General features: G+C 61.8%; 23 protein-coding genes and 1 pseudogene. 16 read left to right on the forward strand and 8 right to left on the reverse strand.

Features of this window, described 5'->3' with window-relative positions; all coding sequences use genetic code 11:
- Positions 1-8: 8 nt before the first annotated feature.
- The gene (locus JQ567_RS26260; RefSeq protein ID WP_212441562.1) at positions 9-1,145 is read right to left on the reverse strand and encodes a substrate-binding domain-containing protein; all 1,137 of its coding nucleotides are present in this window, start codon (positions 1,143-1,145) and stop codon (positions 9-11) included.
- Between the two features lie 215 nt (positions 1,146-1,360).
- Here JQ567_RS26260 and JQ567_RS26265 point away from each other — a divergent pair, with 215 nt between their 5' ends.
- Both JQ567_RS26265 and JQ567_RS26270 read left to right on the forward strand, forming a co-directional pair.
- A complete protein-coding gene (locus tag JQ567_RS26265) occupies positions 1,361-1,798 on the forward strand; it encodes a MarR family winged helix-turn-helix transcriptional regulator (RefSeq protein WP_212413667.1) in 438 nt (145 codons plus the stop codon).
- Positions 1,799-1,816: 18 nt separating this feature from the next.
- Positions 1,817-2,278, forward strand: a complete 462-nt coding sequence (locus JQ567_RS26270) for a GFA family protein (RefSeq protein WP_212441504.1) — start codon at positions 1,817-1,819, stop codon at positions 2,276-2,278.
- A gap of 176 nt (positions 2,279-2,454) precedes the next feature.
- Here the strand turns inward: JQ567_RS26270 and JQ567_RS26275 are convergent, their stop codons facing one another.
- Positions 2,455-3,267: a helix-turn-helix domain-containing protein gene (locus tag JQ567_RS26275; RefSeq protein WP_212441505.1), complete on the reverse strand. Its 813-nt coding sequence runs from the start codon at positions 3,265-3,267 to the stop codon at positions 2,455-2,457.
- Positions 3,268-3,381: 114 nt separating this feature from the next.
- Positions 3,382-4,203, reverse strand: a complete 822-nt coding sequence (locus tag JQ567_RS26280; RefSeq protein ID WP_212441506.1) for a helix-turn-helix domain-containing protein — start codon at positions 4,201-4,203, stop codon at positions 3,382-3,384.
- A 101-nt stretch (positions 4,204-4,304) separates the two neighbouring features.
- On the opposite strand from JQ567_RS26280, the gene JQ567_RS26285 reads away from it, so the two are divergent.
- The 7 genes from JQ567_RS26285 to JQ567_RS26315 all read left to right on the forward strand — a co-directional run bounded on the left by JQ567_RS26285 (position 4,305) and on the right by JQ567_RS26315 (position 7,245).
- Positions 4,305-4,514, forward strand: a complete 210-nt coding sequence (locus JQ567_RS26285) for a hypothetical protein (protein ID WP_249165726.1) — start codon at positions 4,305-4,307, stop codon at positions 4,512-4,514.
- Positions 4,515-4,553: 39 nt separating this feature from the next.
- The gene (locus JQ567_RS26290; protein WP_211997169.1) at positions 4,554-4,952 is read left to right on the forward strand and encodes a hypothetical protein; all 399 of its coding nucleotides are present in this window, start codon (positions 4,554-4,556) and stop codon (positions 4,950-4,952) included.
- Positions 4,953-5,248: 296 nt separating this feature from the next.
- Positions 5,249-5,572, forward strand: a complete 324-nt coding sequence (locus JQ567_RS26295) for a helix-turn-helix transcriptional regulator (RefSeq protein WP_212441507.1) — start codon at positions 5,249-5,251, stop codon at positions 5,570-5,572.
- Complete coding sequence (locus tag JQ567_RS26300; RefSeq protein WP_212441508.1) at positions 5,569-5,997, forward strand: SRPBCC domain-containing protein; 429 nt, start codon at positions 5,569-5,571, stop codon at positions 5,995-5,997. The genes JQ567_RS26295 and JQ567_RS26300 overlap by 4 nt, the downstream gene beginning before the upstream one ends.
- Positions 5,998-6,056: 59 nt before the next feature.
- On the forward strand, positions 6,057-6,263 hold the full coding sequence (locus JQ567_RS26305; protein WP_212441509.1) for a hypothetical protein: 207 nt from the start codon (positions 6,057-6,059) through the stop codon (positions 6,261-6,263).
- Positions 6,264-6,277: 14 nt separating this feature from the next.
- Positions 6,278-6,769 (forward strand): DUF1801 domain-containing protein, encoded by a 492-nt coding sequence (locus JQ567_RS26310; protein WP_212441510.1) that lies wholly within the window; start codon positions 6,278-6,280, stop codon positions 6,767-6,769.
- Positions 6,770-6,813: 44 nt separating this feature from the next.
- Entirely contained in the window at positions 6,814-7,245 is a 432-nt protein-coding gene (locus JQ567_RS26315) for a DUF1801 domain-containing protein (protein ID WP_212441511.1), read from the forward strand.
- A gap of 27 nt (positions 7,246-7,272) precedes the next feature.
- Here the strand turns inward: JQ567_RS26315 and JQ567_RS38690 are convergent, their stop codons facing one another.
- Positions 7,273-7,407: a hypothetical protein gene (locus JQ567_RS38690; RefSeq protein WP_283816573.1), complete on the reverse strand. Its 135-nt coding sequence runs from the start codon at positions 7,405-7,407 to the stop codon at positions 7,273-7,275.
- On the reverse strand, positions 7,404-7,865 hold the full coding sequence (locus tag JQ567_RS26320; protein WP_312017467.1) for a group III truncated hemoglobin: 462 nt from the start codon (positions 7,863-7,865) through the stop codon (positions 7,404-7,406). The genes JQ567_RS38690 and JQ567_RS26320 overlap by 4 nt, the downstream gene beginning before the upstream one ends.
- Positions 7,866-7,949: 84 nt before the next feature.
- On the opposite strand from JQ567_RS26320, the gene JQ567_RS26325 reads away from it, so the two are divergent.
- Together JQ567_RS26325 and JQ567_RS26330 are read left to right on the forward strand one after the other, a co-directional pair.
- On the forward strand, positions 7,950-8,384 hold the full coding sequence (locus JQ567_RS26325; protein WP_212441512.1) for an Rrf2 family transcriptional regulator: 435 nt from the start codon (positions 7,950-7,952) through the stop codon (positions 8,382-8,384).
- Entirely contained in the window at positions 8,381-8,671 is a 291-nt protein-coding gene (locus tag JQ567_RS26330; protein ID WP_212441513.1) for a DUF6522 family protein, read from the forward strand. The genes JQ567_RS26325 and JQ567_RS26330 overlap by 4 nt, the downstream gene beginning before the upstream one ends.
- A gap of 132 nt (positions 8,672-8,803) precedes the next feature.
- Here the strand turns inward: JQ567_RS26330 and JQ567_RS26335 are convergent, their stop codons facing one another.
- Positions 8,804-9,538: an SET domain-containing protein gene (locus JQ567_RS26335; protein WP_212441514.1), complete on the reverse strand. Its 735-nt coding sequence runs from the start codon at positions 9,536-9,538 to the stop codon at positions 8,804-8,806.
- A gap of 197 nt (positions 9,539-9,735) precedes the next feature.
- On the opposite strand from JQ567_RS26335, the gene JQ567_RS26340 reads away from it, so the two are divergent.
- The 3 genes from JQ567_RS26340 (at position 9,736) to JQ567_RS26350 (ending at position 12,700) form a co-directional block, all read left to right on the forward strand.
- Positions 9,736-10,353, forward strand: coding sequence for a hypothetical protein (locus JQ567_RS26340; protein ID WP_212441515.1), 618 nt, complete (start codon positions 9,736-9,738; stop codon positions 10,351-10,353).
- A gap of 392 nt (positions 10,354-10,745) precedes the next feature.
- A complete protein-coding gene (locus tag JQ567_RS26345) occupies positions 10,746-12,005 on the forward strand; it encodes a hypothetical protein (RefSeq protein WP_249165727.1) in 1,260 nt (419 codons plus the stop codon).
- Positions 12,006-12,391: 386 nt separating this feature from the next.
- Positions 12,392-12,700 (forward strand): hypothetical protein, encoded by a 309-nt coding sequence (locus tag JQ567_RS26350; protein WP_212441517.1) that lies wholly within the window; start codon positions 12,392-12,394, stop codon positions 12,698-12,700.
- Between the two features lie 47 nt (positions 12,701-12,747).
- Here the strand turns inward: JQ567_RS26350 and JQ567_RS38320 are convergent.
- Positions 12,748-13,176: pseudogene (locus JQ567_RS38320) on the reverse strand (REP-associated tyrosine transposase); the annotation flags it as partial.
- A 717-nt stretch (positions 13,177-13,893) separates the two neighbouring features.
- Here JQ567_RS38320 and JQ567_RS26360 point away from each other — a divergent pair.
- Together JQ567_RS26360 and JQ567_RS26365 are read left to right on the forward strand one after the other, a co-directional pair.
- Entirely contained in the window at positions 13,894-14,259 is a 366-nt protein-coding gene (locus tag JQ567_RS26360; protein ID WP_212441518.1) for a helix-turn-helix transcriptional regulator, read from the forward strand.
- Entirely contained in the window at positions 14,234-14,737 is a 504-nt protein-coding gene (locus JQ567_RS26365) for an SRPBCC family protein (RefSeq protein WP_212441519.1), read from the forward strand. Before JQ567_RS26360 ends, JQ567_RS26365 begins: the two co-directional genes overlap by 26 nt.
- 436 nt (positions 14,738-15,173) lie before the next feature.
- Here the strand turns inward: JQ567_RS26365 and JQ567_RS26370 are convergent, their stop codons facing one another.
- The gene (locus JQ567_RS26370; RefSeq protein ID WP_212441520.1) at positions 15,174-16,190 is read right to left on the reverse strand and encodes an SH3 domain-containing protein; all 1,017 of its coding nucleotides are present in this window, start codon (positions 16,188-16,190) and stop codon (positions 15,174-15,176) included.
- Positions 16,191-16,619: the final 429 nt, after the last annotated feature.

The raw sequence follows: 16,619 nt of genomic DNA on the forward strand, positions 1-16,619 counted from the left end.
GTTCGCGGTCAGAACTGTTTGATCAGCCGGAAGTCCAACCCGTTGGCGGCTGCAAGATAGATCGGCATCCTGGCGCTGCCGCGGCGAATGCCGACGGTGCCTCGCGCGCCCTGATAGTCCACATTCGCAGCCGCCGAGAGCAGCGGCTTCCTCGCCATCGATCCTGCGCGCGCTGCGACCGTCTCCAGAAACCGCAAGCCTTCGTAGTTCGACTGTGCGATCGAGCCGATCGGCGGCGCGTGGCGACCGAACGAGGCTTCGTATTGGCAGCGGAAAGCGTCGTTCTCGCGCGAGGCCTTGTCGATGAAATAGCCGGATGCGCAGAACAGGTTTTCGGTATTGTCGGCGCCGATCCCAAGCAGCACCGTCTCGTCCATCGCGCCGGCCAGACGGAGCATTCGGGTGCCGAGCCCCTGCTCGCCAAAGGTACGGTTGAAGACGACGCTGTCGGCGCCGATCAACGTGATCAGAACCACGTCGGGCTTCGCGGCCCGGATCCGCGCGAGCTGGTTGCTGTGATTGTGCTCGCCGATCGGCACGAACTCTTCACCGACGACACGCCCGCCGGCGTCCGCGATGTATTTCTTGATCGCCTTGTGGGACAGCCATGGCCAGACATAGTCGCTGCCGATCAGGTACCAGTTCGCCGCCTGCCTGGTGTTGGCGAGCCACTCGATGGACGGGCGCCATTGCGCCCCCGGCGTCTCGCCGATGGCCATCACGCCGGGCGTTCGCTCGCCGCCCTCATAGACCGGCGTGTACAGGTAGGGAATCTGTCCGGCGACGACCTTGCGCAGCGCCACCCTGACCGCGCTGATATGCGAGCCCATGATGAGATCGGCGTCTTCGGCCGCGACAATGTCGGAAGCGGTGCGCGTCACGTCGTCGATATCGCCGCCGGTGTCGTGGAACGCGACTTCAATCTCGCGGCCGAGAATGCCGCCACGGCGGTTGATCTCGGAAATGCCCAGCAGCGTACTGTTGATGGAGGCCGGGCCCCAGATTCCCGACGGGCCGGACAGCCCGACAAAATTTGCAATCCGCAACTTCTTGCGGTCGCGGGGCGCCCGGAACGGGCCAAGCGCCGGCTCCGAGGTGCCCGTCCCCATCCCCGGAAACCCCTTCAACAGCAATTCCGGCGGCATCGGCGGCCCGCCGAACTTTTGTAATTGCGACAGCGAGAGCAATTCGCTCTCCTTTCAGCTTCTTTTAGTCCGGCGCCATCAGACTACCATCGGCAAGGTGATCGGCAACAAAAATATCCTAGTGGAAAATATTGAATATTCAACGATTCCCGTGCATAGAGATCAAGCAAGAGCGCTAAATATTCATCCAAAACTCCATTACGAAGTTCAAAGCCTTGGCCAAAACGCCCAGTAAACCCATCACCGAGCATCTCGCCTACCTGCTTGCGCAGGCCAACCGGGAGATCAATCGCCAGCTCGACGCGCGCTTCCGCAAGGAAGGCGTGCCGGTCGAGCAATGGCGCATCCTGAAGGTGTTGTCAGACGGCAAGGGCCACTCGATGGGTGAACTTGCCGAAGCGGTGCTGCTCAATCATCCGACGCTGACCAAGATGGTCGACCGGATGGTGTCGGATGCCCTCGTCTACCGCGTCCAGGATGCCGACGACCGGCGCAAGGTTTTGATGTTCTCCTCCGACCGCGGCAAGGCGCTGACCCAGCGCCTGAACTCGCTGGCGCTGAGCCAGGAGGCCTTCATCGCCGAGAATTACGGCAACAAGGCCACGGCGGATTTGAAACGCCTGCTGGAAAGCCTGATCGAGAAGGCGAACTAGTTCCTGCGAGGTCTGACGATGACCGGATCAAGCAATCGACTGACCGGCGGCTGCCAGTGTGGAGCGCTGCGTTACGAGTGGCTGGAGAAACCGACGCATTCAAGCGTCTGTTATTGCCGGATGTGCCAGAAGGCGTCCGGCCAGCCCTTCATGGGCTTGACCGGCGGTGAGCGAGAGAGCTTGCGCTGGACGCGCGGCACGTTGTCGATCTTCAAGAGCTCCAACATGGTCGAGCGCGGCTTCTGCCGCGATTGCGGTACGCCGCTGACGTACTCGTTCGTCAGCGCCGGGCACATCAGCGTCGCGATCAACAGTTTCGATGATCCTGAAGCGATGCCGCCGACTCAGCAGTTCGACATCGAGAGCAAGGTCTCCTGGGTCGACGGCATTCACACGTTGCGTGCGTCGAAGGCCGACGATTGGCTCAAGGCCAAGGGTGTAACTCTCGTTAGCAATCAACATCCGGACAAGCCGGATTGATTCGTTCGGACCGACACGTGCTGCCGGTGTTGCCGTGCTCGTGCCGCGTTTTCAGAGCGGTGTCGCGTAGAAATCTCCCCCTGAAAGGCAGGGCTAGCGTGTTTGGTTATCCTCCCACCCGAAGCGGCGCGAGGGAGGGGGACCGCCGCAGCGGAAAGATTAATTGAGTTCTGACCCTAGTTCGCCAACGCGGTGAGCGTTGCTTCCGAATCCGCATCCGCCGGCATGAACATTTCAACGCGCAGTTCCTGCAGCGTGACGTCCTGCGGTGTGCCCAATGTCAGCACCGCGCCGATCAGGCCGATGCTCACATCGCCCTTGCGCAGCCGCACCTCGCATAGCGGGCCTGGAGTTTCATGCTCGTCGAACTGCGCGAGCGGCAGGTCGGGCAATTTCAATAGTTCGCGCCAGGTCGATTGCAGCGCGAGATCGAGCGGCGCGGCCATCGCCTCGTGGCGGGCGCGGACCAGCAGCGCGGACGCGACCTTCGGCCAGTTTTCGACATAGGGCCGCAACTCGTCGGGTGAGAGAAACATCCGCATGTGATTGAGCGGACGCGCCATGCGCTCTGCCCCGAGCAGCATCGTCATCAGCCGCGTCGCCGCACCGTTGGCCTGCAGCACGTTCCAGCGCCGGTCGGTGACGATGGCGGGAAACGGTTCGTGCCGGCGCAACAGCAGGTCGATGGCGCGCTTGGCGTCGGCGACTTCGGGCGCCGCAAGATCGCGCTCGCCATATTGCCGCGCAAAGCCGCCGGACTCCAGCAGCGCATTGCGGTCGCGCAGCGACAGGCCGAGCGCGGATGCAAGTTGCAGCAGGATCTCGCGGCTCGCCACCGCCTTGCCGGTTTCGACGTAGCTGAGATGCTTGATCGAGATGCCGGCCTCGAACGCCAGATCGGCCTGGCTCATGGCGCGGCGGTTGCGCCAGCCGCGCAGGAGATCGCCGACGGGATTGGCGGGTAACGGTGCATGTTGGCGGGAGTCCATCCGCCGATTATGCGAAGGGCGGACGGCGCTGTAAACGCCCCGCAATGTCGCGCCTCACCTCGTCATTCCCCGATGCGCGATTGCGCATCGGGGAATGACGAGGTTAGCGCCGGGTCACGTCAAGCTCGCCGCGATCTCCCGCATCCGCCGTGCGGTCAGATCGTCGGCGGGGAAAAACGTCTCCAGCGCCAGTTCCGACAGCGTCACGTCGACCGGCGTGCCGAAAATCATCGTGGTCGAGATGAAACTCAGCACCTCGCCATTGAGCCGCAGCTTGAACGGGACCGCGACATTGTCCGGCGAGAGCGGGCCGGAGCGCGCCGGCATCGGATAGGCCTTCAACTCCGCGTAGAGTTTTAGCAGTTCGGGATCGGCGGTCGCCTCGCATTGGCGGTGCAGCCGTTCCAGCAGATGACTGCTCCATTCGGCGAGATTGACCGTGCGCGGCGCCAGCGCTTCGGGATGGAAGGCCAGCCGCAGGATATTGAAGGGCTGGCCCAGCAACCGCGCCGGAATGCCCTCGAGCAGCGGCGCCACCATGCGGTTCGCGGTCACCAGATTCCAGTGCCCGTCATAGGCCAGCGCCGGATTGGGCTCGTGCGCCTTCAGGACGAGGTCGATCGCCGTCCGCGCCGCTTTCAGCGCGGGATCGTCCAGCGAGCGCTGCGGAAAGGCGGGCGCAAAGCCGGCCGCCACCAGCAACACGTTGCGTTCGCGCAAGGGCACCTCCAGGCGTTCGGCCAGCTTGAGCACCATCTCGCGTGACGGCGCGGCGCGGCCGGTTTCGACGAAACTCAAATGACGCGCCGAAATCTCGGCATCACCGGCCAGATCAAGCTGGCTGAGATGGCGGCGCTGCCGCCATTCGCGCAGGTGATCGCCGATACGGACGGGCTGGGGACGTTCGGCTCGCGCCGTGGAAGCATGTGCGTTCATGGTGGAAAACCTACCATGCGAATTTCTCAGCTTCCATTACCTCCGACGTAATCGAATTGGGTCGCGGACCGGGTCACCTTGTCAACCACAGGAGATGACCCATGCTGATGCTTCCTCTGTTTCTGCTCATTGTTCGCGCCCTGCACAAGCTGGCGGTCTGGGTGCTGGCCCGTTCCCTCAACATGCCGGAACCCCTGGTGCACGACACCGGCGTCTTCGTGGTCGCACAGGTGCAGACGATCGAGAACCGGATCGGCGAGACGCTGACCCCGATGCGGCGCTGGCGTCAGTTCCGGTCCTGGTTCCGCTAACCCCCAACCACCCACCCCGTAAAACCAAAGGAGAGAACTATGATCAACCCGTCCTCATTCCTGAGCCGCGCTCTGCTTGCCGACGCCGTCTTCAGCGGCGTAGCGGCGGTGGCCCTTACGCTTGGCGCCGGCGTGCTCGCGCCGTTCCTCAATCTGCCGGAAGCCCTGCTGCGCGAGAGCGGGCTGTTTCTCATCGCCTATACCGCACTGGTCGGCTGGCTCGGCACGCGGCAATCGGTGCTGAAAGCGCTGGTGCTGCTGGTGATCGTGGGCAACGCCGCGTGGACGCTGGGCAGTATCGCCCTGCTGTTTTCGGGCGCGGTCAGCCCGAACCTGCTCGGCATCCTCTTCGTCGTCGCGCAGGCGATTGCGACCGGCGTGTTTGCCGAGTTGCAATATATCGGACTGCGCAAGAGCGGCGGCGCGGTGACGGCCTGAGCTCGATGTGAATTGAGAGCGCGCCCGATGACAGGCTCTTGTCATCGGGCGCGCATTCGCGTGGGCCGCTGGCGCCTGCGCGCCCTCCCGCTGGATGCATAACCAACGAGATATGGTAATTCTGGGCCGACCCACGTCTTGTCCAAGGTACGCCAACCTGCCTTCAACGGCTTGGTTTGCGTTGGCCCCGGAACTTTGCCCTGTCGCAATCGCTCGGCCGCTCCTCATTCCCGCTTGACTAACATATATCCCGATGGTTATACGTTGACCCATAGCCAACGGGTTATCGATCCCACATGCCTGATGTTCATGACGTGCTGTTCAGAACACTCGCCGATCCAACGCGGCGGGCGATCTTCGAGCGGCTGTGCCGCGACGGCGAGCAGACGGTCGGGGCCCTGACGGCGCGCGCCGGCGTCTCGCAGCCAGCGGTCTCGAAGCATCTCGGCGTCCTGAAGCAGGCCGGGCTGGTGCGCGACCGCCATGAAGGACGACAGACCCATTACAGCGCGCAGCTCGGCGCGCTGTCCCCGCTGATCGACTGGACCAGCCAGATGGCCGGCTTCTGGCAACACCGGTTCGACGATCTTGAGGACCTACTCAAAAGGATGGACCAATGAACACTGCGACCGAAACGCGCTCCGTCGTTGTCGAACGCGAGATACCGCACCCGCCGGAAAAGATCTGGCGCGCGTTGACGCAACCGCATTTGATCGAGGAGTGGCTGATGAAGAACGACTTCAAGCCTGTTGTGGGTCACAACTTCAATCTGCGCGGCGAGTGGGGCGGCGTGCTGGACTGCGAGGTTCTCGCCGTCGAGCCGAATAAAAAGCTGACCTACACCTGGAATTTCAAGCACGAACAAGCGGCCTACAATCTGAGCAGCGTCGTCGCCTGGACGCTCACTCCGACGCGCACCGGAACCCTGCTGCGCATGGAGCAGTCGGGCTTCCGGCCGGATCAGCCGCAGGCCTATGGCGGCGCCAAGGCGGGGTGGCAGGAGTTCTTTGCCAAGCTGGAGCAGATCCTGGCGCGGGCGGAGTGAAGCCTGCAGCAGGCTGCTGCTTGAGGAACATTCAAGGCACGTAACAAGAGGAGATTCCATTGAACTGGAACATCTGGATTCGACAGATCCACCGCTGGCTGTCCATTGCCTTTACGGTGACCGTCATCGTCAACTTCATCGCCGTGGCACGGGGGACGCACGCCGACTGGCTCGGCTTCCTGGCGCTGCTGCCGCTCTTCCTGCTTCTGTTCAGCGGTTTGTACTTGTTCGCGCTGCCCTATGCCACCAAGTGGCGTAGCGGATGACGCAAGGAGCGGACATGAAGGCGGGTAAGACGTCGAAGAAGCCGGGGAAGAAGGTCGCAAAGAAGATCGCAAAGAAAACCGCCGCCAAGCGGGTCGCCACGAAGCCCAAGCTACTGTCAGGCGGCAATCCGCAAATCGCGAAGGCGGACGGCGACGCCCCGGTGCAGGCGTACATCGCCGCGATGCCGGGCTGGAAGCGCGACCTCGGCAAGCGGCTCGATACGTTCATCGTCCGGAGCATGCCCAATGTGCGCAAGGCCGTGAAGTGGAACTCGCCCTTCTACGGGATCGAGGGCCAGGGCTGGTTCCTCGCGCTCCACGTCTACACGCGCTACGTCAAGCTGACGTTCTTCAGCGGCGGGTCACTGCGACCGCTGCCGCCCGGCGCCAGCAAGCACAAGGATGTCCGCTACCTCGATATTCATGAAGACGACGAACTCGACGAGGCGCAGTTGGCCAAATGGCTGAAACAGGCCGCCGCGTTGCCCGGCTATCTCGCGCCTTGATATCTTCGCAAACTGAATACGCAGCCGCATGAGGTGAAAACAATATGAAGAAGAGCGCAACGGTGAAGAAGAGCGCACCGACCAAAGAGACCACCAAGGAAGAATCCCCTTCCCGGCTGATCGACATCAAGATCAAGGAACTGGGTGACTGGAGAGGCAAGACGCTCGCCGGTGTCCGCGCGCTGATCAAACAGGCCGTGCCTGATGTGGTTGAGGAGTTGAAGTGGCGCGGCGTTCCGGTCTGGTCACACGACGGGATCATCTGCACCGGCGAGACCTACAAGAGCGCCGTCAAGCTGACGTTCGCCAAGGGCGCTTCGCTCAAGGACCCGTCAAAGCTGTTCAACTCCAGCCTCGAGGGCAACACCAGGCGCGCGATCGATATCCATGAAGGTGTTGAAATCAATGCGGACGCCTTCAAGACGCTGATCCGCGCCGCGGCGGCGCTGAACAGCTCAAAGAAAAGGGCCCGCTAGCCGAACCTGACGTCGCTGCGCCGACGCCTAGCTCAACGCCAATGCCGCGAACATTCCGCCGAGCGTCAGCACAAGCCCGATGACGAGCATCGGTACGAGGCTGCTGCCGGAATACGGATCGGCCTGGTCCTTGCCTTGTATCGCACGCGTCTGGTTGGTCATTGAACGGCTCCTGTTTCGTTGCACCGAAATCGCTCGCCGGGTGCGAGCATGACGCCCTGCCCGCCGGCGATGCCGAGTTCGAGGCTTGCCGCGATCCGCTGCGCCCGTTCGACGAAATAGGCCGCGGCCACCGGCGGACAGATTTCGCTCGCCGCAGCCTCGAACAGTTCGAGCCAGCGGTCGAAATGACCGGCGTCGACCGGCAGCGGCATATGCTTGACCATGGGCGTGCCGTGATAGCGGCCCGACATCAGCGCCACCGATGACCAGAACGCGCACATCTGCTGCAGATGCGGTTCCCAATCCGTAATGCGCGCCTCGAATACCGGCGCCAGCATCGGATCGCTGCGGACTTTTGCGTAGAAGCCGCGCACCAGCCGTTCGATCATGACTTCCGTGATGCCGGTTCTTTCCATGATCTCGGCGGTGATCGCCTCACGCCGTTCTGCCCCTGTCACAACAGCTCTCCTTAAATAGGTATTTCAAATACCTATTTAGTTCGCTATAGTTGGTCTGCCAAGTCACATTTCTGAGGGCCTCCCGTGCGCCTGACATCGTTCACCGATTTTGCCCTGCGCGCCCTGATGCGGCTGGCGGGCGAGCCGGCGCGCTCGTTCGCCACGAGCGAGATCGCGGCCGAGTTCGGCATCTCGCGCAATCACCTGGCCAAGGTGGTGCGGGATCTCGCCGATGGCGGCTTCGTTTCGACCCAACGCGGCGTCGGCGGCGGGTTCAGCCTGGCGCGGTCGCCGCAATCGATTACGCTCGGCGAAGTCGTGCGCGCGCTGGAAGGCGAAGCGTTGGTCGAGTGTTTTCGTGAGGATGGCGGTTGTTGCTCCCTGCTGCCGCGCTGCCGCCTGAAGGGAAAACTCGCCGCCGCACGCGAAGCCTTCATGCGCGAACTCGACGGCACGACGCTGGCGGAATGCGCCTATCCCGCGCGAACCAAAGCGAGCCCGGCGCGAGGTGCAGCATGAAGCCGATCGAGTTTGCCGATGGCGAAGTGGAGATCGATGCGTCGATCGTCGCCGAAGGTCTCGGCATCGCGCTGCCGCGGCTCAAGGAAGGCATGCGCGCGGGCACGATTACCAGCGTTTCCGAGCGTGGCGTCGATGCGGATCAGGGGCGGCATCGGCTGACGTTCTTCTCCGAGCATCGGCGCTTTCGCGTCGTGGTCGATGATGCGACGGGCACGATCGTTCAGCGCTCGGCGGTAGATTTTGGGGATTCGACGTTGCCGCAGTCGGCGCGGAAGCCGGACTGACGACCACGACAAAAGTCTAGTCTAGGCCGTCATTGCGAGCGAAGCGAAGCAATCCATAGCGCCGCGCAAAGAAAGAATGGATTGCTTCGTCGCTTCGCTCCTCGCAATGACGAAAAACCCGACGGCAAGGCTTTACGCCGAGGCGCGGCTTTCCCTGGCCTGCTGCGGCTTTGCCAGAATACCGGACCGTGCGGTCGGGGTCTTGCGGGCGTGTCCGTTCAGCGACTTGCCGTTCAAGGATTTGCCGTTGCGCCTGGCGCCGTTCGTCTTGGCCCCATTGGTCCTGGTGCCATTCTTGGCGACCAGCTTCAGCTTGTCTTTTTCCCTGGCCTTTGCTTTGGCCTTGCGCGCCCGGGCGGCCTTCGCCTTTTGCTTCTCGGCTTCCTTCAAAGCCTTCCGCTCCGCCTTGGCCTTGAGCCGAAGCTTCTCCGCCCTCGCCTCGGCGCGCTTCTTCTTGCGCTTCTTTTCGCACGCGGCGCATTTGCAGCCGATCGGCTTCAGATAGGCTTTGAAATAGTCGGTGCCGTAATCGTAATTGATCTCGTCGCCCGGCTCGATGTTCTTGATGGCGCGGATGATGACCTTGCGCTTGCGCGGCTTGACGTCGGATTCCGCGTTCGGCTTGCAGGCATGGTTGATGTAGCGGGCGACGTTGGCGCGCACCGAACCGTCGATGGTCCAGCGGTTGGTCAGCTCGAACAGATATTTGTTCTCGATCGCGTCGTCTTTTTTCTTCTTCGAATCCAGCAGCGGCCCAAAATAACGGACGATCTTGGCGCCCTTCTTGATCGGTTTGGTGGCGAAGAGGCCAAGCCCGGTGCGGGAGCGGCCGACGCGATAGGGTTTGTTCGGAGATACGGTAGCCATGACGATTGAATTACTGACACGCTGGTGAGTGAAAGGAATTGCGAAGCTGCCCTTCTAGGACGATTCCGCGCCGATGTCAGGTATTTCGCTTGGCTTCCTTGAACCTTCCCCAGATTGCTCACGTCAGACTGTCATGGTTCCCCAAAAGCCGGGAATGGCCCAGTGGGACCTCAGGGCACGGCAAGGGACGCCCAGGGATGAAACGCCTCCGCAATCTGCATTTGACCGCATTGGCCGGTGCGGCATGCGCCGTGCTTGGCCTGTTCTCACCGGCAAATGCCCAGACATTCAGCAGCAGCTATACGTCCACGGCGCCGAAGGATTGCCGCATGATCGGCAAGCCCAGCGAACTCGACGGCAGCACGACGCGGGTCTGCCCCGGCACAGCGGGCCTGGTGGTGCTGATCAGCGAAGGCGATCTGCGCGAAACCGTCTCGGTCGGCCGCAACCGCGCCGCGGCGGCCAAGGAGCCGGCCGCGCAAGGCTGGTTCGGCCCGTTCAACTCGACCACCAACACCGTCGAATGGCGGGCGGTGGACGGCAAGCCGTTCGCGATCATCCAGCGCTGGCACATCGCCGACAACAGCGATCCGGACAAGCAAGGCCGCCCTACCGCCAAGCCGATGCTGGCGGTGACCAGGCTGCCGCCCGGCGCCGTCTGCCACGTCGCCTACATCGACGCACAGGCCAACCCAAATCCCAACGAACTCGCCCGCAAGGCCGCAGACGAGCTCGCGCGCAGCTTCACCTGCGGCAAGGATGAAGTGAAGGTGATCGGCGAGACCGGCCGCGCCGTCAGCATGGCGAAGCGCTAGTGGATGACGTCTGGCGCCTGGCGACGTTCTGACACGCGACCCTAGCGGCCTTCTCTCAATGGACGCGCCCGGGTTGCGGCGCCAAGTCGCGTGTGCCGGCGCCGTAAGACTACCGCCCGACCTCAAAAGCCGTTATGGTTCCCGACCAAAAGGGGGACGTAGATTTGCGGAAACGGGCATCCAACCCGGTTTGCCCTCAAAAAAATACCCCTTCAATCGATTACGACACAGTCTGATTAGTTCACGGTATGTGGTTTCCGATCATCGCCTGGATAGTGCTGTTCAGCGCTTGCGCGTTTTTTGCAGGCGCGACATTGGGACTCGATCCAGCCCAAATATCGGTTCAGCTATCGGCGTTGCCAGGTCCCCAGCGGTTCGCGCTCGGCGCCATCATGTTGACCACCCTGTCGCTGATCGGCTCATCCGTCTGGCAGGCTTACGGCCTGGCGCGCCAGAACAAGTTATTGCGGGACCGCCTCAGGGGCCTGCGACAAGGGGTTCTGGCCGCGCATGATGCGCAAGCTGGATTCGACTCGTCGGTCCAGTCTCTCGCCAAGAGCGACCCCGACGAAGCCATCGTATCGCTTCAGGCGACGCTCGCGGACACCGAAAAACGGGTAGCCGAACAGCAGAGCCGGTACGATTCCGTCGATCTCCATGAGCGGCTTGAAGGGATCCGGCGCCGCCAGCAGGCCCTTCGGGAGACGGTCGGCGTCGTGTCGGAAAAGCGGCGCGTTGCCGAGCCTGTGTTCAGCGAATTGAAGGACCGGCTGCGTCAGCTCGAGCGCTGGCTCACTGAGCTGGAGACCGACGACAACAAGAAAAATCTCGGCGATCGCGTCAACGAACTGGACCAAAGCGTATCCGCGATTCACAACCGTCACGGCGTGCTGCAGCAGTCACTGGCGACGCTCAACCGCTTCAGGGAAGAACTGGCCAAGACCCACGCAGAGCTTGTACCGGTGCGCACGCCGGAAACGGGGATCAACGCCCTCATTACCGAGCTGCGCTCATCCGGCGACCAGTTGACCAGGATGCTGGATGAACTCGAATCCGGCGGGGATGAAAAGCTCAGTCTGCGGGTCGAGAGCCTCTCGAAGAACAAACTCGAGATCGAGCAGCGGGTCGCGCACGTTGATCATTGCTTCCATATTCTGGACGCCATTCGCCTCGACCTGGAAGAGCTCAGGGAACGCCGGACGCATCTGGAGCGCTCGCTTGCGGCGATTGAGACGGATTCCAGCGGGGCCAGCCTGCTCGACCGCCAGAACGCGCTGAACGAATTCATCGTCAACTGCCGATTGCGTCTCAGGAACCTGCAGGATTTTTCGGCGACGCTTGGCCAGTTCAGGGAGGAACTGGCCACGTCGCAGGCCGGACTGGCGCCGTTGCAAGGGCCAGTCTACGGCATCGAGGCATTGATCGCTGAAGTGAATATCGGTCACGCGATCCTGAGCAAGACGCTTGGCGAGATCGAGCTGAAGGGCGATGAAGGGCTTGCCTCGCGCGTGGAGGCGATCGCCACCAACAAGACCGAGCTCGACGCGAGAATTTCCAGGATCTTTGAAGATTTTCAGAAGCTCGATTCGATGCGGAAGAATATCGGCGAGATGTTCACGAGCATCAGAGGCACCCTCAACCGAATAGGCTGAGGTCAGTTTCGGGCGCCAGACTGGCCGCAATACCCCGCCGGTTCCCGCTCCCAACTAAAATATCGAAAACAACCCCATGCAAAGTAGCCGGGGTCGCCGGCAGGGATGCCTTACCCCGCAAAAACATTTTGACACGTCGGGCAAATCAGCGGCACATTTCCATCATCGCGCCAATTGTAGACCCGCCCATGGCCCTGCCCATCGGGTTCTCGGCGCGATCGCAGGCCAAAAATCCGATCAGGATTACGAAGTTGCGGTGACAGTGCACCTGCACTTCAATTCGGAGATAATTTCATCAATGATCGAAGCTCTGATTTACGGCGGATCGAGGCGGGCGACCCGCCTCGATCTGTCAGTGACAGGCAGCATCTGCAGGAAGAACACGTATGGCCAATTCCGAGGATAAACCGCCTCCCGCAGTCGGGGCCTATTGGATCAAGGAGGAAGATTATCCTGCGTTGCTGCAGCTTTTCGACGATCGCGACAAGATGCCACCGAGCTGGAAAGAATGGCTGAAGATGGCCGAGGAAATGGAGCACGGGCTTAAGGCCTACGGACACGTCGTGCTGCGTGTTTATATTGACCCCGCCACATTCCCGGACTGGTGCGCCACCCATGGCACAAGCCCGGGCAGCGCCGGACGCAGAAAGTTCGTCGCGGCGGCAGTAACCGAGAGATATGGCCGACAGGCCTGATAGCTCGGGCGGATTAGCTGAAGGCGTAATCCGCCGTCTTTGGTCGATCACCCTCGCTCCCCGAAATCTCCGCCGACCTCGCTAACGCCCGCCCAATCTCCTGGAAACAATCCCGCTCGGACATCGCGATGAAACGAGGAGTACGGCCAGTCGCGCACCCGCGTGACGAGGCCGTGCTTGAACGATGTAGCAATATTCGACGTGGCGCGCGTAGTCGGCCTCGTCGCGGATCAGGTGCCCCAGACCCGGCGCTGCCAGATGCCGCGTTCGTGGCGCGCGACGCGAACGGCGCTGAGCCGCTCCTGTTTCGGCAGCGCCTTCGCGAACCGGCTTTTGATCAGCCGCCAGCGCGTCGAGAAATCAGGATCGGCCGGCGGCAGTGTCCAGATCGCATGCAAATGATCCGGCAGCACGACGAAGGCATCAATCGCGAAAGGATGATTTTGGCTCGTGGCAGCGACAGCCTCGCGCAGAAGTAATCAAGATGGCGGATTACGCCTTCGGCTAATCCGCCTACGGGCTACGGGCTACGGGCTGTCACCGCAATAACGACCGCTTTCCGGCCAGAAGCGGTCATTTGATGTTGATTTCGACATGCATTCTCAGCTGCCAATCTGTCCCTAAGGGGCCGGGAGGGTACTGTCCGTATTTGACCCTAGTGTTCTAAATTCATGATGATAGTTTGTCGTAAATCACAATACGACCGGGAGGACGCCATGGGATGGTTTGACCGGCTATTTGGAAGAACCCCGGGGCCTACTGGGCAACTCTTTGCCAAATTTAGAAGGAAATCATGGGCACCGACTGATCCTGATCTTTTGAAGATTGCCAAAGACCGAAAAGGGCATATTTCGCGGAGAGCTGTGAGAGATGAGTATAATCGCCTGGTTTTGGAGAAATACGCACACGATAAGGATTGATTTCTAGTTGCGAAGAGAACTCCTCATGGAAGCAAGGTGGCTACGGCGCGCCACTTGCGGCCGAAATTCGATCGAAAATTTGAGCCCAACAACGGACGTAGAGATCTCTTCAAGTTCCATCTTCGGTTCGATCGCGACTGACACTTCCGCAGCGACGACTCTCTCTTCATAAGTTGGCGAACGCGATCGACGACGCTGTGCTCACTACCAATTAGTTAGCCGTCTGGCTAACTTTTGTTGACACACGTTTGCGTCTCCACTATAGTTAGCTTTATGGCTAACCAATCAATGCAACTCGACCACGTTTTCGGGGCCCTGTCCGACGCGACCCGTCGTGCGATCGTCATGCGACTGTGTGATGGCGAGGCATCCGTCGGAGAGCTGGCGAAGCCGTTCGAAATGGCGCTGCCGAGCCTGATGAAACACATCCGCATTCTAGAGAGCAGCGGCCTCGTTGCGTCCGAGAAGACCGGTCGCGTCAGGATGTGCTCATTGCAGACGGAAGCTCTCGCAACCGTCGAGGTTTGGTTGGCGGCCCAAAGGGAGATCTGGGAGCAACGACTGGATCGACTGGAGATGTACGTTGAGAAACTGAAGAAAAAGGAGAAGTCCAATGCCCGCAAACGCAGGTCAAAATGAAGCGCCCCTGTCCACTTGGGCGCTCGATCGAGAGATCGTCCTCTCGCGCGTGATCAACGCGCCGCGAGAGTTGGTTTTCTCCGCCTGGGTTGATCCGCGCCATCTCCCCCAATGGTTTGGTCCGGCCGGCTTCAGGGTCGAGACAAAGTCGATGGATATTCGCGTCAACGGCGAATGGCGGTTCGATATGATCGCTCCCGACGGCAAGCGATATACAAATCGGATGCAATTCCGACGCATCGAGAGGCCGCACCTGATCGAGATCGATCATGGCGCCGACAAAGACAACGATCCTGGCATATTCCGCACCACCATCACGTTCGATGAGCAGAGCGACGGCAAGACCGTCATCACTTTGCGGCAGTTGCATCCGACGAAGGCTCAGCGCGACGCGGGGATCGGATTCGGCGCCGTCGAATTCGGTTACCAGACCCTCGAGAAACTGGCGCAGCACGTCGAACGCAGCAACGCTGCTTAGCGAAACGGTGCTGAAGTGAACGTGCGCGGCTCACTGGCGACCTTGCTTTCCCGAACTATCTTGCCGCACACACTCGAGCATTCCAATGAAACGTCGATTCCTGCATAATGCTCCATGGTCGTCTCTCCTTGATGCTTGGAGCGAGGCTCATCCCTCGACTCCGTCACACCATCCATGTGAGGGACGACCGCCCGCCTTCCGGGCAAGCCGCGCGACGCGGGCTACCGAATGGCGCTGTAGCAAGCGCGGCTTGCTTGGAGGGCGGACCGGGCCCGTTACCCCATCTACCGCGTTCCACCAGTTCTTGCGTGAATTACGGTGACGGTGCACTCAATTTCAAGGCCGTCGGTAGCGATGCGGTGAATTGAGTGCACCGTAATCCTCAAAGCCGCACAGCTCGTCGAAAAAAAGCCCGGCGCAAGGCCGGGCTTTTCGTTCATTGGCGCTTGTCGTGACCGTGGCCTCCGCCACCGCCTGGTCCGCCGCCACCACCGCCGCGCGGTGCGGCGTTGATGTGCGGCGCGCCGCCGCCGTGCGGCATCGCGGGCGCTGCTGCGCGCGGGGCGGCCGGGGCCGGCATCTGCGCGCGTGCGGTCGCCGGCGGGCCACCGCCGCCGCGCGCCGCATTGGGCTGCGTCATGTGGGGCGCGGCACGCTCGATCCGCGGCGCAGCCGCACGCGGTTCGTCATGACCGCGGGCCATGATCGGCGGCGTCTGCGTGCGGGCGCGGGCCATCGGCTGCTGGCGCACGGCCGCTCTTGCGTTCTCACGCGTCATCCGCCCGTTGTCGCGCGCCTGCACCGCTGCGCGTTCGCGCCCTTCGCGCGCACTACGCGTAGCGATGTCTTTCTCCCGCGTAACGCGTTCCGTCACACCGGCGCGGGTCCGCTCCGTCACACCGGCGCGCGTCCGTTCCTCGACACGGGCACGCGACCTCTCCTCGACACCGACACGCGCCTTTGCCTCGGGGCGCGCAGAGTCGCGCGCTGCGGCCGCGCGGCCGATCCGGGCCGCCGTGCGGTCGATCGTCAACCGCGTCGCGAAACGCTCATGCGATTGCCAGTAGCCGCTCCAGTAAGCGCGGCGGTGATACCAGGGACGTCCCGAATAGTAGCTCGACCAGTACGAGGTCAGCACGAACGGAACGACGGGAACGCCGATCTCGTCGACATAGTCAGGCAGATAGACGTAGCGGTTGCGGTAGAGATATTCGAGATATTGCGACGACACCCAGCCACGATCATCCGACCAGCTCACATCGCACCAGGCGATGCCTCTGAGACACCCATGGATGTTGACACGGGCGCCGCCGGGAATGCGGTCGACCGTCGGAAAGCCTTCACCGGGCCCTGCCCTCAGGCTGACCGTGGTGGTGACGATGCCTGGCGCCGCCAGTGCGGCGGCCGGCATCAGCAGCACGGCGGCTGCAATAAACAATCCTCTCAGTTTCATGGCAAATTCCTCCTCTAGAGTCGGAACGCCGTCGCGAAACAAGCGTTCCCTGAAGGAGTGGTCGCATTAGCCGAAGAATGCAGGCGTCTCGCAGGCGCGAGATGCGCCGCTCCTGTTTGTCATTCCGGGATGCGCCAATGGGTCGGCGCGTTGCTCGTAGCTCGTACGGCGGATTAGCGGAGCGTAATCCGCCGTTACGTCTTTGGCCAAGTCGGCGGGATTACGCCACCGGGTACCTTCGAGGACCATGTTAAAGACATGGCTCTGTGGGGAGCCGCGGGACAACCCTGTCCGAATTGACGAATTCGTTGTCGCCGCAAGTAGGATGCTGGACCGGAACCGGTTCCTGGTTCTGTCAGAACCAGGCGCGCAAAATATTGACGCCTCTCGAACGATGTATCCGCCGGTCGAAACGATGCAGTACTTGCA

Origin of the sequence: Bradyrhizobium sp. AUGA SZCCT0431, from assembly GCF_018131065.1 — a bacterium.
Lineage (GTDB): Bacteria > Pseudomonadota > Alphaproteobacteria > Rhizobiales > Xanthobacteraceae > Bradyrhizobium.

Excerpts from the sequence above, each read along its gene's own strand:
- JQ567_RS26260 (WP_212441562.1), bottom strand. The coding sequence starts at position 1,145 with ATGCCGCCGGAATTGCTGTTGAAGGGGTTTCCGGGGATGGGGACGGGC.
- JQ567_RS26270 (WP_212441504.1), top strand. The coding sequence starts at position 1,817 with ATGACCGGATCAAGCAATCGACTGACCGGCGGCTGCCAGTGTGGAGCG.
- JQ567_RS26275 (WP_212441505.1), bottom strand. The coding sequence starts at position 3,267 with ATGGACTCCCGCCAACATGCACCGTTACCCGCCAATCCCGTCGGCGAT.
- JQ567_RS26280 (WP_212441506.1), bottom strand. The coding sequence starts at position 4,203 with ATGAACGCACATGCTTCCACGGCGCGAGCCGAACGTCCCCAGCCCGTC.
- JQ567_RS26285 (WP_249165726.1), top strand. The coding sequence starts at position 4,305 with ATGCTGATGCTTCCTCTGTTTCTGCTCATTGTTCGCGCCCTGCACAAG.
- JQ567_RS26290 (WP_211997169.1), top strand. The coding sequence starts at position 4,554 with ATGATCAACCCGTCCTCATTCCTGAGCCGCGCTCTGCTTGCCGACGCC.
- JQ567_RS26295 (WP_212441507.1), top strand. The coding sequence starts at position 5,249 with ATGCCTGATGTTCATGACGTGCTGTTCAGAACACTCGCCGATCCAACG.
- JQ567_RS26300 (WP_212441508.1), top strand. The coding sequence starts at position 5,569 with ATGAACACTGCGACCGAAACGCGCTCCGTCGTTGTCGAACGCGAGATA.
- JQ567_RS26310 (WP_212441510.1), top strand. The coding sequence starts at position 6,278 with ATGAAGGCGGGTAAGACGTCGAAGAAGCCGGGGAAGAAGGTCGCAAAG.
- JQ567_RS26315 (WP_212441511.1), top strand. The coding sequence starts at position 6,814 with ATGAAGAAGAGCGCAACGGTGAAGAAGAGCGCACCGACCAAAGAGACC.
- JQ567_RS38690 (WP_283816573.1), bottom strand. The coding sequence starts at position 7,407 with ATGACCAACCAGACGCGTGCGATACAAGGCAAGGACCAGGCCGATCCG.
- JQ567_RS26330 (WP_212441513.1), top strand. The coding sequence starts at position 8,381 with ATGAAGCCGATCGAGTTTGCCGATGGCGAAGTGGAGATCGATGCGTCG.
- JQ567_RS26335 (WP_212441514.1), bottom strand. The coding sequence starts at position 9,538 with ATGGCTACCGTATCTCCGAACAAACCCTATCGCGTCGGCCGCTCCCGC.
- JQ567_RS26340 (WP_212441515.1), top strand. The coding sequence starts at position 9,736 with ATGAAACGCCTCCGCAATCTGCATTTGACCGCATTGGCCGGTGCGGCA.
- JQ567_RS26345 (WP_249165727.1), top strand. The coding sequence starts at position 10,746 with ATGTTGACCACCCTGTCGCTGATCGGCTCATCCGTCTGGCAGGCTTAC.
- JQ567_RS26350 (WP_212441517.1), top strand. The coding sequence starts at position 12,392 with ATGGCCAATTCCGAGGATAAACCGCCTCCCGCAGTCGGGGCCTATTGG.
- JQ567_RS26360 (WP_212441518.1), top strand. The coding sequence starts at position 13,894 with ATGGCTAACCAATCAATGCAACTCGACCACGTTTTCGGGGCCCTGTCC.
- JQ567_RS26365 (WP_212441519.1), top strand. The coding sequence starts at position 14,234 with ATGCCCGCAAACGCAGGTCAAAATGAAGCGCCCCTGTCCACTTGGGCG.
- JQ567_RS26370 (WP_212441520.1), bottom strand. The coding sequence starts at position 16,190 with ATGAAACTGAGAGGATTGTTTATTGCAGCCGCCGTGCTGCTGATGCCG.